At 55.3% G+C, this 14,507-nt stretch carries 17 protein-coding genes; 5 read left to right on the forward strand and 12 right to left on the reverse strand.

The window, feature by feature from the left end; all coding sequences use genetic code 11:
• The first annotated feature begins 95 nt into the window (after positions 1 to 95).
• The 3 genes from B7H23_RS01330 to B7H23_RS01340 all read left to right on the forward strand — a co-directional run bounded on the left by B7H23_RS01330 (position 96) and on the right by B7H23_RS01340 (position 1,317).
• On the forward strand, positions 96 to 605 hold the full coding sequence (locus tag B7H23_RS01330) for an antirestriction protein ArdA (protein WP_094075610.1): 510 nt from the start codon (positions 96 to 98) through the stop codon (positions 603 to 605).
• A gap of 101 nt (positions 606 to 706) precedes the next feature.
• Positions 707 to 985 (forward strand): type II toxin-antitoxin system RelE/ParE family toxin, encoded by a 279-nt coding sequence (locus tag B7H23_RS01335; protein ID WP_094075611.1) that lies wholly within the window; start codon positions 707 to 709, stop codon positions 983 to 985.
• An 11-nt stretch (positions 986 to 996) separates the two neighbouring features.
• Complete coding sequence (locus B7H23_RS01340; protein WP_094075612.1) at positions 997 to 1,317, forward strand: HigA family addiction module antitoxin; 321 nt, start codon at positions 997 to 999, stop codon at positions 1,315 to 1,317.
• Positions 1,318 to 1,543: 226 nt separating this feature from the next.
• Here B7H23_RS01340 and B7H23_RS01345 read toward each other — a convergent pair whose 3' ends face one another.
• Positions 1,544 to 2,113, reverse strand: a complete 570-nt coding sequence (locus B7H23_RS01345; protein ID WP_094075613.1) for a recombinase family protein — start codon at positions 2,111 to 2,113, stop codon at positions 1,544 to 1,546.
• Positions 2,114 to 2,303: 190 nt separating this feature from the next.
• Here B7H23_RS01345 and B7H23_RS01350 point away from each other — a divergent pair, with 190 nt between their 5' ends.
• Together B7H23_RS01350 and B7H23_RS01355 are read left to right on the forward strand one after the other, a co-directional pair.
• Positions 2,304 to 2,666: a hypothetical protein gene (locus B7H23_RS01350; RefSeq protein WP_094075614.1), complete on the forward strand. Its 363-nt coding sequence runs from the start codon at positions 2,304 to 2,306 to the stop codon at positions 2,664 to 2,666.
• A complete protein-coding gene (locus B7H23_RS01355) occupies positions 2,667 to 3,518 on the forward strand; it encodes a hypothetical protein (protein WP_094075615.1) in 852 nt (283 codons plus the stop codon).
• A gap of 27 nt (positions 3,519 to 3,545) precedes the next feature.
• Here the strand turns inward: B7H23_RS01355 and B7H23_RS01360 are convergent, their stop codons facing one another.
• The 11 genes from B7H23_RS01360 to B7H23_RS01405 form a co-directional block, all read right to left on the reverse strand.
• Entirely contained in the window at positions 3,546 to 5,621 is a 2,076-nt protein-coding gene (locus B7H23_RS01360) for a hypothetical protein (RefSeq protein WP_094075616.1), read from the reverse strand.
• 908 nt (positions 5,622 to 6,529) lie between these two features.
• The gene (locus B7H23_RS15795; RefSeq protein WP_143534704.1) at positions 6,530 to 7,156 is read right to left on the reverse strand and encodes a hypothetical protein; all 627 of its coding nucleotides are present in this window, start codon (positions 7,154 to 7,156) and stop codon (positions 6,530 to 6,532) included.
• Positions 7,157 to 7,540: 384 nt separating this feature from the next.
• On the reverse strand, positions 7,541 to 7,726 hold the full coding sequence (locus tag B7H23_RS15800; protein ID WP_143534705.1) for a hypothetical protein: 186 nt from the start codon (positions 7,724 to 7,726) through the stop codon (positions 7,541 to 7,543).
• A gap of 312 nt (positions 7,727 to 8,038) precedes the next feature.
• Positions 8,039 to 9,304, reverse strand: coding sequence for a relaxase/mobilization nuclease domain-containing protein (locus tag B7H23_RS01370; RefSeq protein WP_094075618.1), 1,266 nt, complete (start codon positions 9,302 to 9,304; stop codon positions 8,039 to 8,041).
• Positions 9,301 to 9,747, reverse strand: coding sequence for a plasmid mobilization protein (locus B7H23_RS01375; RefSeq protein WP_143534706.1), 447 nt, complete (start codon positions 9,745 to 9,747; stop codon positions 9,301 to 9,303). The genes B7H23_RS01370 and B7H23_RS01375 overlap by 4 nt, the downstream gene beginning before the upstream one ends.
• 329 nt (positions 9,748 to 10,076) lie before the next feature.
• Positions 10,077 to 10,754, reverse strand: a complete 678-nt coding sequence (locus B7H23_RS01380; RefSeq protein WP_094075619.1) for an HAD family hydrolase — start codon at positions 10,752 to 10,754, stop codon at positions 10,077 to 10,079.
• Positions 10,754 to 10,987 (reverse strand): tautomerase family protein, encoded by a 234-nt coding sequence (locus B7H23_RS01385; protein WP_094075620.1) that lies wholly within the window; start codon positions 10,985 to 10,987, stop codon positions 10,754 to 10,756. Before B7H23_RS01385 ends, B7H23_RS01380 begins: the two co-directional genes overlap by 1 nt.
• Positions 10,988 to 11,017: 30 nt before the next feature.
• Positions 11,018 to 11,866, reverse strand: coding sequence for a hypothetical protein (locus B7H23_RS01390; RefSeq protein ID WP_173861866.1), 849 nt, complete (start codon positions 11,864 to 11,866; stop codon positions 11,018 to 11,020).
• 62 nt (positions 11,867 to 11,928) lie between these two features.
• Positions 11,929 to 12,702 carry an AfsA-related hotdog domain-containing protein gene (locus tag B7H23_RS01395; RefSeq protein ID WP_094075621.1) on the reverse strand — a complete coding sequence of 258 codons (774 nt, stop codon included), beginning with the start codon at positions 12,700 to 12,702 and terminating at the stop codon, positions 11,929 to 11,931.
• 28 nt (positions 12,703 to 12,730) lie between these two features.
• Entirely contained in the window at positions 12,731 to 13,342 is a 612-nt protein-coding gene (locus B7H23_RS01400; protein ID WP_094076797.1) for a hypothetical protein, read from the reverse strand.
• Between the two features lie 186 nt (positions 13,343 to 13,528).
• Positions 13,529 to 14,473 carry a LysR family transcriptional regulator gene (locus B7H23_RS01405; protein WP_094075622.1) on the reverse strand — a complete coding sequence of 315 codons (945 nt, stop codon included), beginning with the start codon at positions 14,471 to 14,473 and terminating at the stop codon, positions 13,529 to 13,531.
• Positions 14,474 to 14,507: the final 34 nt, after the last annotated feature.

The following is a 14,507-nucleotide window of genomic DNA, read 5'->3' on the forward strand; positions in this document are numbered from 1 at the left end:
GATCAGGGCGCTCGCCGCTGGGCAGAGGTTCATGCGCGAGGTTTTCCTTTGTGGGGAGCCTCCGCAACAAATGAACCCAGACCAGCGAGGAGACCATGCCCCCTTTACTTTATGCCCAGCCCTACAACATCGACGCCGAAGGATTTTTCTTTCGCACCGAAAGTGAGTATTCATTGCAGGCCCAACATATCCGGGACCGCTTTGGCAACTATGTCGAAGAATTTGAGATTCAATTCATCGATGGTGAAGCGCTTGACGGTGAACTGGCCGGGGCCATGGGCCTGAGCCAGGGCAATGTCGCTCGTTTTTTCGAGCTCGCCGATGATTGGGATGAGGATCAGAAAATCCACTTTATCATTGCGGTCGGCGAAGGCGGCTATCCCTTCGACCTTGATAGCGATGATCCTGACGCGCTGGATATCGATATTTATGAAATCGAAAGCCTGCTAGAGCTTGCGCGGGAATTTGTCGATGAGGGGCTGTTCGGCGATATTCCCGATCGGCTTCAATGCTATCTCGACTTTGAGGCCATCGCCCGCGACCTCGGCATTGATTATTCGATGACTGGGATTGCCGGCCGGCGTTTTGCTTTTCGTTGCGGGTAAGGAGGCAGCGATACAAGAACCACTCGCGCGGGTCATGCTGGAGAAGCAGCTTGACAAATGTCGCGCGACATGCGACTATTGCAGTTAGTTAAAGGCATTGGATGATAACAGGTTTTCGACACAGGGGATTGAAACGCCTTTTTGAAAAGGACGATGGCAGCAAACTGCCGCCGGAAATGGTGAGGCGTATTCGTGAGATTCTGACCTATCTCGACGCGGCCTCCGATCTTGAGGATATGAACCGCCCGACATTCCGCCTGCACCGTCTAAAAGGCAACCGCAAAGGCGAATATGCGGTCGATGTACGGGGACCCTGGTGCATCGTGTTTCGCTTTCACAATGCAGAAGCCTTTGACGTGAATTTTGAAGATTACCATTAGGAGGAAGATATATGACGATGAAAAATCCATGCCATCCCGGAGAGCTTGTGAAGTCCGATTTAGAGGCGCTAAAACTCTCGGTTGCTAAAGGAGCCGACGCCTTGGGCGTTACGCGCTCCCAGCTTCACCGTGTAATCAAGGGCGATAGCGCCATCTCGCCTGAAATGGCAGTCCGGCTCGAAGCCGTTATCGGCGGCAGCGCCGATACCTGGCTGCGTATGCAGTCAGCTTATGACCTGGCACAACTGCGAAATGGCAAGATCAATCCTGCCAAGGGGCTGAAACGCATTCCCGTGCCTGCCGATGCGCCCGGCGATCAGGCGAGGGCTTGATGAGAAAAATGAGCAGCACCCTTGAAACAACAGGTGTTTTCAAGCGATGGCATGAAGACCCGGCCTATATGCGCGAGTTTCAGGCCTTAGAGGACGAATTTGCCCTGGCGTAGCTGTTCATCAGCGCCCGGAGCGCAGCCGGCCTGACCCAAGCCGAGCTGGCCGAGAAGATGAAGGCCTCGCAGTCCTGTGTCACCCGGCTGGACACACCATCTCCCCTCCGCGATTATTCTTCGACCACCTCTTCCAGCCGCCGGAGCGAGCGGGTGAGCGTCCAGGGATGCACCCCGTTCAGCGCGGCCAGTTCGGCGATCGTTGCTTCCTTGTTTGCCAGTTTCTGTTTCGCCGCCAGCGCCTGTCGTTTGCTCATGGCCGGCGGCCGTCCGAGCTTCTTGCCGCGCTTCACCGCCGCCCGCAGACCCTCTTTGGTTCGCTCTGACAGCCGGTTGCGCTCATGCTCGGCAAAAGCGGCCAGGACGGTATAAACCAGCTTGCCGTCGGCCGTTGCCGTATCGACACCGAGCGTCACGATCTGGAATTCCACCCCCCGGGCGCGCAGTTTTTCCGCCTGGGTCAACGCGTCAATTGTATTGCGAAAGGCCCGGTCCAGGTCCCAGACCACCAGCGTATCACCGGACTTCAGTTGCCGCATCACCCGCTCGAAAACCGGGCGCTTCTTTGCGACGGCCGAAAAGCGCTCAATATGTAGAATATCGCAAAGGGGTTTGAGGCCGTCGATCTGTCGATCCGGTTTCTGTTCCTCGGTGCTGACCCGCAGATATCCTACCTTCTTCATACTTTCCCAAGGGCCTGATGCATCCCCGGAACGAGGGGGCCAATCCCGCAAAATCGTTCCTTTCTCCATCAGGACGGCCTGATCGCCGGGATGCCAGCCGGATTGGCCTAACCCATTGAAATGCCATTTATACAAGTATATTATAGCAAATTCGAGACAATGAAGTAAAATAACGCGAAACCGAACGATTATGTTGGTTACGCAATCGTTAAAATTAAGGAAATATCAAGTATTATTCGCCATACTATTTCCTATGATAGGGGGAATTACGATTTCTGACGCCTACGGGCGCAATCTGGATGCTGACTTCGTACTCAACGAAATGGAGTCGAAGCAGCAATACGCCTTCGTTCAAGGTATTCTTTTGGGCTTGGCCTATGCAAGGTTTCTGGCAGACAAGCCCGACGAGACAGCAATGACGTGCATCCAAAACTGGTTGAATACCGATACAGAGCAGCGGTGGCGCCTGATCAGAAACTCGTTTGAGAAATTCGGCGACAAGCCTCCCGCCGTCATTTTGCATCTCCTGACGAACAAGGAATGCGGGGAATAGATGATTCAGTTGAGCAGTCATTTTCGCGACAATCGCCAAGGCCATCAGTCCGAATTGCTGCGCCAGCGTCAATGGTTCATCAAGGCCAGGCAGGATCAGCAGCGCCGCGAGGAAGTCGCCGAACAGGCTGAAGACAATCTGATTGCGGCCGGGCAGGAGATTGCCCTCGCCACCACAATGCAAATTCGCCAATTCCAGGCTCGGATGGATGCTTTTGAAGCCGGCCTCGATGACTATGATGCAAAGCTGGATATCTACGACGCGGCGGTGGCCCGCGCGCTCATGGAACAGATTGAACGTCTGGGGCAGTTGGAAGCCGAGAAGCAGGCAATGCTGGATAGCGCCTTCGTGCTGGAGGACGGCCGACGGGTCTTCCTGTCTCGGGATAGAACCTACGCCGTTGATGAACAAGGGGCACAGCTAACGGAAACTGAGTTTGTCGAAAGTGGAATTACACCCGGTGAATTTACGGCTGAAGATTTTTTGGCGAATACCGATGCGATCGACCGGACCAATGAAGAAATCGACCAGCTGCATGAGGCGCAGGCCGATATTGACGCTGCCCGCGAACAGAGCGCCGAAGCCAGAGAGCTAATCGAAAAGAGTCGCGATCTGGCCGCAGAGGAAGATGTGACACTCGAAGCCCTGGAAGAGCTTGATAGCGAAATCGCGGACGCCATGCCTGACAGACTGCCAACCATTCCGGCCTCGGCTATGAAGTATGTCTCCGAAACCGATCTATCGGCCGCACCCGCTATAAAAAACAGCTTTGCCGGCGCGACCGCCAACCGTCTCGACACCGGCGTCACCATGCCCTCTCCAGCGCCCGCAGCAATAGAACCGGGCGGTTAAGAGGACTATATTGCTTATAATCAAGGTCTATAAGAGCGCGCGATTATCCATCTTTTGCGCATTGTCCAGGAGGGCTTGAGCCACCGGGTTCAGGGTTTCAAAGCGCCTAATTTCAGCAATGAGATCGCCGCTGCGATTGGTGAGATGTCTTGGCTTCAGCAGGCCCTGCCAAAGCCCCCCTCCTTTTGCGCAAAGATAGAAAAGCTGGTCGATGCTCAGCCACCATGTTGACATGGCGAAGCTGAAGAAGGCTCGCTCCGCTTTTTTCTCATCGACACCGATTATTTCTCTGATGCTGCCGGCTAGTTTTTCCAAGCGACGATTGGTCCTTTCAGTGATTGCGTCAAATTCCGGGTGATCCGTCGTCATCTGCGAGCCGGCAAGGAGATTAATCAGAGACATGGTCATATTCCGATCCTGGAGCGATCCGTGATCGAATAGACTGATCCCGATCTTCTCGATCTTTCGTCCTCCCAAGAGGAGGCTGCGGCCGTCATCGAAATCAATCCGGCCATCCGACCTCAACCTGGCTTCATGATGCGCCAGTTGCTGGACGAGTTTAAGGAAACTTGCTTCCAAGTCGTTGATGATCGCCATTGTATGACCACCACGGGCAGGAGCCGTCAGCGGCTTTTTCGTACATTCGACAAGAAAAATACGCTCGGGCGTTTCGTAGACCAGATCGACCTCAAACGTTTGTCCTCTGCTGGAGCCGGCATAGCCCGCATTCCGGAATGTCGGCTCCATCCCAAAATGGCGCAGGATAGCTTCAGTGGTCCTTTCCAAGGCAACGCCATATTTGTTACCGAGCTCCGCATCGCCTTGCTGTCGCATAAGTGTAAAAAGGCGCTCTATCAGCGCTCTTGAGACAACTGCCTTTGGTTGCACCACCCACACATCCCCCCGTGCCCTAAACACCGGATAAAACGTGCTGTTGCGGGCCTTGTTATCGGAAGGCGTCATATAGCCTGAATTGAGAGCGCCGTCAGCGACATTAAGCGCTTCCAACATCTGGAAAGCCTGTTCCGCCGTTAGGCCAGGAGATACAAAATCCAAGCTTCGAACCTGGATCAATTGATCAGAGCGTGCGAGTCTAAGCAGACCCGCTAAAAAATCGGCCCACTGATCTTTACGCGCTACCGGAAAATTGCAACCGGCACTCTCAAGTTGGTCAAGCCAGACCGGTCCCAGAAATTCAGCGGCTAGAGGCTGCCATTGCGGGAAAGCAAAAAGCTCATCGTATATGACTGTATCATAGAGAGCCCCGGGCAGTCCTGGCCCGGAAAGCGATAGATTCTCATACGAACTTTGCGGCTCGACATTCAGGGAGGCAGCCATCAACCCGGCCAGCTCTTCCATATCCTGAAGAATCTTTTCCGCGTTGGTTCGCGTTGGTTTCGCTTCAATATGCTTGAGCGCGAGGGTGTATATGTAATGCCAAGGCGTGCCGGCTTCTGCCGTCCTGTAAATCTGGGCTGGCGTCCGCGCATGGAGAAGCGAACCGTCATAGATGCGGCTGGATTTCGTCATGACATTCAAAAGCGCATTCGCCGCGTCAAATCCCCCGACGCGGCAAATCTTCTGTTCAATCTTCGCACAGACTTTATTATAGGCTGGCTTGGTCAGCCTGGCTCCAAGTCCGTCAATTTCGAAGCCAAATCCCTTGCGCTTCAGTGCCATTAAAGATCGGCCAACCACGCCTTCCCGGGTATTGTCATTGTAGCTATTGCGAAAGCTAGAGGCATTGATCGCCCTTACGGCAGCGGAGATAGCGACCTGCCAAGCCATTTTTTCTGACAGGGGTTTTATCCGCTCGTCTTCTCGCAGGGCTTCGAACAGTTCCCAGAGAATATAGTATTCAGAAACAGAGGCTCGGTGGAGCGGCATGGCAATTTCAATGATCTTTCTGAGCGAAAAAAGTGACTCAACCGGCCAACCACCATCGGCGACTGCCAGCGTTTCGCGGATGGCTTCCCTCTGGCGTTCAATTTCAACCTTATCTCCGCAGACGGCACTGACAGGCCTCTGAAGCAATTCAGCACGCGCACTCTTGCTAAGAGCTAGAAAGTCATCAAAGGCTGGTTTGGGAAGAATCGAGTACATAGACCATCATAACTTTGTACCGCTTTTGTCCCAATTAATTTCTCAACTGCGGCAACGCCCTGGGTAAGCCTGTAATGAGGCGGTTCACCGTATGGCAGACAAGCTTTGAAAAGAGCCGTTAAGACGGTTATCCGTTAGGGCAAGATGTGTGTTGTCAGACAAATGCGTCCCGCAGTTTGTTTGTCTGACCCGCTTCGTCCCTCATGCGGGCTGGCGCAACACCACTTGGCAAGGGAGACGCTGGCGCTCTCCCGTTGCATCCCTCTTGCTTGTATCCAAACCGATGTGGAGCGTGAATCCCAGGCGCCGCTGCCTATGACGGAGACCGCGGCCAACGCCTACCTTCCAGAGCTAGACAGAGCAACCGGCTAGCATGTGGGGAAACTGAGGTTCAGCTAAACTTTATTGACGCCCGCAAACGCGAACTCCCTTAATCACTTCTAAAGTCGAGTTTGCCGCTTCTCTAATTTGAAATGTATCGTCTACCAATTCATACGCCAGGCAATCATCGTGACGTTCAACAAATATGTCTAGAAGCTCGACAGATGTTCCTGACTCTTTGAATGGAACCCTCTGCGTCTCAATGTCCCGCAACGAATGAGGATTAAACTTCATTCTGTAGCACTTGCGATTATATATCTTATCTCCAATAATTCGGACCCAAGCTGGTTCGTGACAATATTGAGCAAGCTTCCTCTGCAATGGATCAAAGAAGTGATCAATTCCGATCTGACCATCACGCGGGGAGAGGTTCGAAGTTAACGGCCTATCTATTACCCTATCACTAACATGGTAAAAAGTCCCTGTAGCAACAGCTACGGCTAGCGTTCCTACCAACGCGCCATATGCAATATTTGGTATACGTCTTAGTTGCCGCCACAACCTTGATTGTCCTTTTTTTACCTCGTTCATTGAAGTGCGGGCGCAGCAGCTGTCATATGAGAAAATGTCTCATCCGAAATAACTGATACCGACAACTGGAGGGTCGGGATTGTAAAACGGCCAAAGCTAGGTGCTCCTTCAACATATGCCACACATCTAACTTCAGTATTATCGCCTTTCTGCTCTAGGTAAAGAAAACCTCCATCAGCTGAAGTTCCAATAGGATCAGAAAGGGATGAATTATTCTCCCTGACCGCCTCAGCACATTGCTTCAAACTATCTGACTGATCGCTAAGGAGGTTTACAACCTCACCGATAACGTCGCTCGATTCCCGACCGGAATTTATTCTTGCAAGAAATACGCGACGAACTAACGGCTCGAGGTCTCCAGAAATAGCATCTTCCAACAGGTTTGCTATTGGGACTTCATCGTCTCGAGTAGAAGGCTCCTCCTTTCGTGCCCCCTCAACCGTGAATGTGCAAATTCCCTCGCCGGGATCGGAAAAAGAAGACACGTCGACATCACCGTGAACGAACGTTATAGCATCGTTGCTGACCGGATTAGGTTCACACCTATAGGGCGGATTCGCCTTCGCCAAATGCGACAGGAGACTGATGGAGAAAAATACGAAAAGGGCTACTACGAATTTCAAGTGTAACACCTCCGCCCAGTTTAAAAAAATTAGAAGGATGGGAAAGGGCTTCTGTCAAGCTGGCGGCTTCGGACCTGCGGGTTTCACCGAGTTGGCTTCGCTTTCATAGCACATTCCTATATGAAAATATACGCCAGCAGATAATACCCAATACGGGATAATGGATGCCGGCGCGTCAAACATCATCACTCCACCTCCAATAATACATGTATTGGCGAAGGAAAAAAGAGCTGTCGTATACAATCGATCCTTATTGAATATATCTCTTAAGTTCATCTGCGAAATAACTAATAATATATAAAGTTGCGTAAAAGTATATAAATATACTAATAACTTATAGAGTCAAGTGAAAAAAAGAAATATACCCGCAAGATATGTAGTCTTCTAATGAAACTCTAATGTAAAACGAATTTCTATCGCTTTGCGAGTTGCTTGCAAATTGGCATATGCGGTCCGAAACTCCGCTGATCCGTCCGCCATGTCAGGTAATATTTGAAGGATTTTCTGTTGCAGCGCCATGAGTTCCGCCCGGCTCATGCGGTTTAGTTCGGCTTGGGTGAATACTCTCATCTTGTCCTCCGTTTCGTTTGTTGCGGCCGCTTGGAGCGCCCTGAAAGCCGGAGAGATTGCGGGCTTGGCGGCGGGCTGCACCCTTGCAGGGCCGAAACGTCAGAGAAGGAGCGCTATAGCGCTTGCGGCCATGAGAGCCGGCAAGGACGCTTTGATGGCCTTAGATACAGGGCCTGCGGACGAAACAAATGAGAGGGAGGAAGTTTGAAGGCGAACCAAACCAAGCCGACCGGCTGGGCAGAACCGACAGGAGGCAGCGCTAAGAGTAAGGCAGGCTGGTACCCGACGGACTCGGCAGCAACTGCGGTGACTTTATGAAGGACGCCTTCGGCGGCTCAGCTTGCGTGTTTCCGACATATGTGCGTCCCGCAATTGACTCTGGCGCGTCTGAATTTCGGCGAACAGCGCTTCAAGCCCCTCGGGCGGTTTTCGATCCTGCCGGCGCAGCCGTTCTTTCAGGTCCCGCCGCTCCCGCAACTGCTTCCAAATCAGTTCAGTCTGTTCCAGCTGATCGCGCTGGTTGCAGGCCGCAGCTTCCTGTTCAATTTCCTTCTGAAGCGCCTTGTAAGCGCCGGTGAGGCGCGACCACAAAGCTCTGAGACCGGTCGGCATCCTTGCCTGGCGTTCTTTGCGTTCGATAGAAGCGCGCCGGCCTTGCCTTTTCGCCAGCTGCCGGCGTTGCAGGCGCTGTCTTTCCACCAGTTCAGCGCGTGCGGCCTGATAGCGTGCCCGCCGGTCCGCCTTTCGTTTCTGTGCGGCGGCCTGAATCTCCGTCGCTGTATCGCTGAGGTGCTCCGCGATCAGGTTTTTCGTCTCCTCAATCGACCGAAGTCCGGCAGCGGGGCCGAGTCTGGCCTTTAGCTCGTTGGTCTTCCTGCCGGTCCAGCGCGAGAGCGAATAGACTTCGCCGCGCCTGTCCACGGCGATATAGCCCCGGCGATCGCCCCTGGCGAGGTAGAACCCCTGATCGCTTAAGGCGGCTTCAAACGACGCGCGGCTATCGGATGTTTCCCAGGAGCTGAGGAAGAGCTGTTTGAGTTTGCGCGGATTTTTCTCCACCCGCAGCGCCTGTTGCCATTCCTGGCGGGCAAGATTCAGCGGATCGCGATCCTTTGCATGGACAAGCCCCGGCGGCATCTCCCATTGATGCTCATGATATAGAGCGCGGGCGATATCGCGCAGCTTCATCTTGTAATGCGGCAGGTTGATTGCGATCATCGCGTCGGTATCAATCCGCGACCAGACGCAATGCGCGTGCCGCCGGCCGTTCTTTTCATGGAAGATGATTGCGCGCGGCTGGCCGGATAGCTTGAGGCGGTTTTCGATTCTAGAGATGGCGCGTTCAAACGCCTCGACCGGTACATCCGCTGTCTCCGGCGGGTTAAGGCTGAGCGAGAACAGGAACTGCCGGCACTTCGTCCCCCGGCTGACCGCATAGGCTTCGTTGAAAGCGCCTTCCAAATCCCCGGCGACAAAGCCGCGCAGTTCATGCACAGTGACATGATCATTGTCCCGGAGATTGAGCAGATGCGCCGCCAGTTCGCTTGCCCCGGCCCGTTGATTGCCTTTCAGGATCATTGTCCCTTGGCTCTCAGCCCCAGCGCTTCGATCAGTTGCACCCGCATCCAGGCGATTTTAGCGCAGGCGAGCTTGATTTCCTCTTCGGTCTGCGGGTCCATCATCAACGAGCCGCAATTGGCCTGATAGGCGATTTGATTGAGGTTATTGGCGATACGGCTCTGTCCCAGCTTGCCGAGAATCTGAGCCAGGGCCGCCTGGTCTTTCACCGGCACGCGGGCGCGTGTTTTGCGGAGCGAAGCCCCATCGCCGAAGAGCTGCTTGCGGATATAGGCGCTGATCGACACGCCCTTGGCAGCATCGGTCAGTTTGGCATGCTCTTCAGGCGTCAGCCGGATCGTGATGCGCGGCGCAGATTTGTGTGATGAATTTGACTTCCGTGCCGCAAGGTGAAATTCACCTGGGAGAGACGCATCTGTGTTTTGGAGAGCAACTGTCTTCATAGCGACGGCCCCCGTCGAACATGACGTTTCTTAACTGGGGGCGGTTTCGGAAGATCGACATTTTCGGCTTTGAGATAGGCGTTCCATTCCGCTAAAGTTTCAAAGAGATCGTCGCCTTGGGAGTTCGAACTATCTCCCTGTAGGCGCACCATCTTTTCGAAGACGTATCGCACATTTGCAAGATGTCGTGCGAGGCCTTGGAAGTTCCTGGATGTTGGCGCGTCCGTGAATGTGTCCGTTTCGCACAGATACACAAGGCCCGATCCACAGCGAGCCGATGCGGATCGGCATCGCCGTTCCGCGTCTCCGGCAGGTCGGCGCGCCCAAATTCAGGCGGCAGAGAGCGTCTTCCAACTCTGCGAAGTCGCATGTCGGGCCAATGGCGAATCGGAGCCGACCACTACCGGCGTGCCGACAGATCTCAGCATGGGCAGATCGGACATGTCGTCTCCGAAGGCATAACACAGGGAAGCGTCCGCCTCGTGATGCGCCAGAAACGCCCTGACCGCATCAGCCTTACCCGCGCCAATGGTCTGCGGTTCGCCAATTTCTCCTGAAAAGCGACCGTCATGTCCGATCAGAAGAGTGGTCGCAAGGCTATGCGTCACGTCCAGTTGATCGGCCAGGGGCTGCAGAACCGCGTCGAAGGAGCCGGAAACAAAGACGGCTTCGACACCCTCCCCTTGCAAGCGCCTGAGTTCGGACACGGCCGAAGCGACGAAGAGCCGGTCCGGCGCAGCCAGCCAACGCGCTGCCCATGCCTGCCCGGCCTCGGTCAGCCGATCCGGCTCGAGGTTCTTGAAATAGCGATAATAGGCGCGGTTCAGGTCTTCACGTGGCTGGCCCGCCCTCCGTCTCCAGGCAAAATCGGCTTCGAACAGCGCGAGGCGGTCCGGGTCTTCGAGCCAATCGAGCGTCCAGAACCGGAAGAAGTCGAACATGCTCTTGATGTGGATCAGGGTATCGTCAACATCGAAGAATGCGAAACGCCGGCTCGAACGGTTCATCAGGCCACATCCTCCTCGTAGCTCATGCGCCGGCTGCGCGAGGGAAATTCCGGATGACTACCGACAACGCCGGCATCGGCCCAGCGGGAGGGCTCCACCTCCGTCAGGAAGGCACTGATCTTGTCGAGCGGCACGCCCGTTACACGATGCATCGCGGCAGTGACTTCGGTCAGCAAGTCTTCCGCCTTCTGCTGATCGGCGATCTTGAAGGTGGAGATCTGGATAACTGGCATCGTCTTGTCCTCGCTGAGTAATGAAGAGAATTACGCTTTCGTTTCAAGGTTCTGAAACATCGGCGTCCGAAATTTCAGTTGTGCATGAATGTCGCCGCCCAACCCGTAGCGTCCGATCGCACCGCCGTAGTTCATCTGGCTGCTCATCCAAAGAACGACGATATTGATGACGCGGTTGGCGCCCGCCCGGCTAGACGGTGGAAAGGGATCGGGCAGCGTGGCGGCAAAGCGCGCATGACCGGAATCGTCCGTCACGAAGACATTGGGGATGCCGAGCGGTCCCGGTCGTGTCGGGCCTTCCGGGTCGAGATCATGCGCGCGCAATGTCATGATCGTATAAAGCGAACGCGGCAGCAGGTTTTCGAACTCGCAGACGAAGCCCGCGGCGCGGTCGCCATCCTCCAATGTCACATTCAAGGTTCCCCGCGCCGCGGCCCATTGGCCCAGCGTGACCGGCTTTCGCAATTGCCGCCCGTGCTCCGGCAGAAAATCGGGGATCGGCGCTCGATGAAACGGATAGCTCGGCCGGCAGTCGGAATTGGCGTCCGGGAACTGCTCGGGTGCAAATACCATCGGATAGTTCGAACATGGCAGCGGCAATGGCAGAGTATGCAGAACCTTGCTGGCGAGCCGTTCCGGCAATGGCTTGTCGGGGCAGAAGCGCTCGACCATGTCGTAGGGCGCTCTGTCGCCGAACGGCGGCACGTCGCTGCTGGCGGCCACGATCGCGCCACCCCATTCGGTCTTCACGCCTCCGGTCGCATCCCGATCGTTGATCGCACCGATCACAATGAAATTGCCGTTCTCATCCATCACTTCACTCGGTGGATAGAGCGGACCCTGCGTGGTGAGATCGAATGTGTATTCGTGACGGCTCATGGATATCTTCCGAAGATAGCCGGGTGCGCGAAGAGGGCGCACCCGGTCCGTAAGGCGGTCGGTCAGGCCACGCGCGCCGGTTTGGCGCCGTCGCTCTGGCCCTGCAAAGCGAACTGGGTTGCGGAAATGGCCAGCGCCGCTTCCCTTTCCGAAATCACCTGATGGGGGAAGACGGTGAAGGCGCAGCCGATCCGGGTTCTGGCCTCACCGCCTTGGTAAAGCAGCATCTCGACTTCGAACTTACGCCGCCTTTCGTTGATGTCCTTGGTCAGAACGCGGTATTCGATGTGGGCCGGCAGGGGAAAGACAAAGCCCAGGAATTCCGTGGTGATGGACTTGATGACGAAGTACGTCTTCTCGTTCACGCCATCCATGAAGAATTTTTCCGTGACGGCTAGGAAAGCCTGCCGTCCCGCTTCCACCAGCAACATGCCCTGAACATGCTGGCCGGTCTGATGGTCGCCCATCAGCTCGCATTTCTCATCGATGCAGATATCGACATGGAAGGTGTCGTCCGCCGCACGTACCGGCACGCCAATCAGGGTATTACAGGGATTCTTCTTATGCGACAGAGCCGGTTCGGCGCGATCCGGCAGGGTCCTGAGATCGGCCGCGTCCCACCTTTTGCCGGTCGGGTCAAACGCATCGATACGGCGGACCAGATCGGCGATGTCAGAGTCCGGCACGCCCTGGCCCGCGAACAGGCGGATCGGGCCGGGCAACACCTGCTCGGGCAACTCCAGCATGGTGAGCATCTGGCTGAGCGTGACCGCACGCTTGGAACTCGTAAACTCTGCAAATTTGTCAGCGACAATGACCAACGTATTGGAAGTCATGACACATGTCCTTTGAAGATCTGAGATTTCAGGCCGCGCGTTTGGCGGTTTCCGCGTAGATTTTCGTATAAAGACCGTCGGTTCCTCCAGTGATGTACTGGTCGCCAGCCTGCTGCACGATGGTGCGGTAGCGTTCGGACGAAAACACGGCGCCGTAGCGGTCCGGATCGGTCGAAAAGCCGGAAACGAACATGACCCCGGGCTGACCACTGATCACCGAATGGTAGGCCAGGAACGTCTCAACCTCATCGGCGCTGCGAACCACGTCGAAGATCGTTTCGTCCCGCCACTGTCGATAGGCGTCCATCTGGTCAGGCTTGACCTCGACATGGCGCAGTTGAAGATAAGGCGTATCGGGCAGGCTCGTTTTGCAGGCTTTCGGCGCCTCGACGAAATGCAGCACTTCGCGCTTTACGTCGCCGGCGAGATATTGCGCATATCGCTTCAGTTGTGGCGCCAGAGTTTTCTGTAGAACGCCAAGTGCCGTATCCGAATCGAGCGGCTCCAGCAGGACCACTTCGTCGTCATCGAGTGCAACGAAAACGCGTGCATCTGCCGATACTTCCAGATCGGTCGCCAGAATTTCGGCCTTACCGGTCTTGGTGGGAAATCTTGATATCATGAGAATGTCTGCAGCCATGCCAGTCTCCATCTATCGGTACGGCGTGCCGCCCCTCATTCTATCAAAGGGTTGCGGCCGCGAGCGGGTTACGAGGCAAGGTTGCCATTTTCCTGAATCGGAATCTTTAACCAATAACGCAAAGACGTTTTTCAATTTTGGAAAATGATCGCTTCTTCGGATCGCCCGACCGCATCCGAAACGGCTTCAATGTCCCTGAAGTCTGGAGCGGTTTGCGATGATCAGATCGCTCAGGAAATCCGCCATGACGCGTGTGCGCCGCGCTTGCGCAAGATCGGACTGGATGACCAGATAAATCGGCTGATCGATGCCGATATCGGCGTCGACACAGGTCAACCCAGCTCCTTCCGCCAGGAAGTGGGGGATCACGGCCAATCCGAGCCCCGCTGCCGTTGCTGCAATTTGAGTCGAAAGCGACGTCGTGGTGATCACGGGCTGGCGCCCACGCAGTATGCGCTCCACCCACTGGGCCGCAGGAAGATGGGCCTGAACCTCCCCCCAGCTGACGAAACTGTCGGACTCGTAATTGCCGCGATCGCTATCCGCCTGTCGCGTCGCAAGATAGTCGCTGCTTGCGTAAAGCCCGTATCCCAATGTGCCAAGACGCCGGATCGCAACGTTGCCACGGGTGGGCTTGACCATTCTGACGGCAAGGTCGGCGTCCCGCCGATGAACGTTGACGGCCGTGATATCGGTGACGATCTCGACCATGAGCCTGGGATGGAGCTTTCGAAACTCTGGCAATGCCGGCAGGATCAATGTCGTTGCCAGATTTTCAGCGGTCGCGAGCCGTACCTTGCCGGTCAGATAGGGGTGATGGTTGACGCTGGCGCCCAAGGCGCGGGCCGCCTCTTCGAGAGCTTCGGCCTTCTCCACCAGTTCGGCCCCATCCTCGGTCAACTGATAGCCCGATTGCTGCCGAACGAAGAGCGGTACATCCAATGCCGCTTCCAGTCGGTCGATCCGGCGCGACAGCGTCGCAATGCCGATATTCAATGTTTGTGCGGCTGCGCTGAGCGTGCCGTAACGCGCAACGGCAAGAAAAGACCGGGCGTCGTCCCAAACGAGATTGTTGCGGCCTGATTTTTCAGAAACGGAAATCACGTTATCGGATTTGTCTAATTCTTTCATTTTTAGAATGTGCCACCTTCTCCTGCGCTGAGAC

It is taken from the genome of Notoacmeibacter marinus (genome assembly GCF_002238045.1).
Lineage (GTDB): Bacteria > Pseudomonadota > Alphaproteobacteria > Rhizobiales > Rhizobiaceae > Notoacmeibacter > Notoacmeibacter marinus.

What these genes read in the sequence shown, in the direction of transcription:
- B7H23_RS01330 (WP_094075610.1), top strand. Translation starts at nt 96, where the DNA reads ATGCCCCCTTTACTTTATGCCCAGCCCTACAACATCGACGCCGAAGGA.
- B7H23_RS01335 (WP_094075611.1), top strand. Translation starts at nt 707, where the DNA reads ATGATAACAGGTTTTCGACACAGGGGATTGAAACGCCTTTTTGAAAAG.
- B7H23_RS01340 (WP_094075612.1), top strand. Translation starts at nt 997, where the DNA reads ATGACGATGAAAAATCCATGCCATCCCGGAGAGCTTGTGAAGTCCGAT.
- B7H23_RS01345 (WP_094075613.1), bottom strand. Translation starts at nt 2,113, where the DNA reads ATGAAGAAGGTAGGATATCTGCGGGTCAGCACCGAGGAACAGAAACCG.
- B7H23_RS01350 (WP_094075614.1), top strand. Translation starts at nt 2,304, where the DNA reads ATGTTGGTTACGCAATCGTTAAAATTAAGGAAATATCAAGTATTATTC.
- B7H23_RS01355 (WP_094075615.1), top strand. Translation starts at nt 2,667, where the DNA reads ATGATTCAGTTGAGCAGTCATTTTCGCGACAATCGCCAAGGCCATCAG.
- B7H23_RS01360 (WP_094075616.1), bottom strand. Translation starts at nt 5,621, where the DNA reads ATGTACTCGATTCTTCCCAAACCAGCCTTTGATGACTTTCTAGCTCTT.
- B7H23_RS15800 (WP_143534705.1), bottom strand. Translation starts at nt 7,726, where the DNA reads ATGAGAGTATTCACCCAAGCCGAACTAAACCGCATGAGCCGGGCGGAA.
- B7H23_RS01370 (WP_094075618.1), bottom strand. Translation starts at nt 9,304, where the DNA reads ATGATCCTGAAAGGCAATCAACGGGCCGGGGCAAGCGAACTGGCGGCG.
- B7H23_RS01375 (WP_143534706.1), bottom strand. Translation starts at nt 9,747, where the DNA reads ATGAAGACAGTTGCTCTCCAAAACACAGATGCGTCTCTCCCAGGTGAA.
- B7H23_RS01380 (WP_094075619.1), bottom strand. Translation starts at nt 10,754, where the DNA reads ATGAACCGTTCGAGCCGGCGTTTCGCATTCTTCGATGTTGACGATACC.
- B7H23_RS01385 (WP_094075620.1), bottom strand. Translation starts at nt 10,987, where the DNA reads ATGCCAGTTATCCAGATCTCCACCTTCAAGATCGCCGATCAGCAGAAG.
- B7H23_RS01390 (WP_173861866.1), bottom strand. Translation starts at nt 11,866, where the DNA reads ATGAGCCGTCACGAATACACATTCGATCTCACCACGCAGGGTCCGCTC.
- B7H23_RS01395 (WP_094075621.1), bottom strand. Translation starts at nt 12,702, where the DNA reads ATGACTTCCAATACGTTGGTCATTGTCGCTGACAAATTTGCAGAGTTT.
- B7H23_RS01400 (WP_094076797.1), bottom strand. Translation starts at nt 13,342, where the DNA reads ATGGCTGCAGACATTCTCATGATATCAAGATTTCCCACCAAGACCGGT.
- B7H23_RS01405 (WP_094075622.1), bottom strand. Translation starts at nt 14,473, where the DNA reads ATGAAAGAATTAGACAAATCCGATAACGTGATTTCCGTTTCTGAAAAA.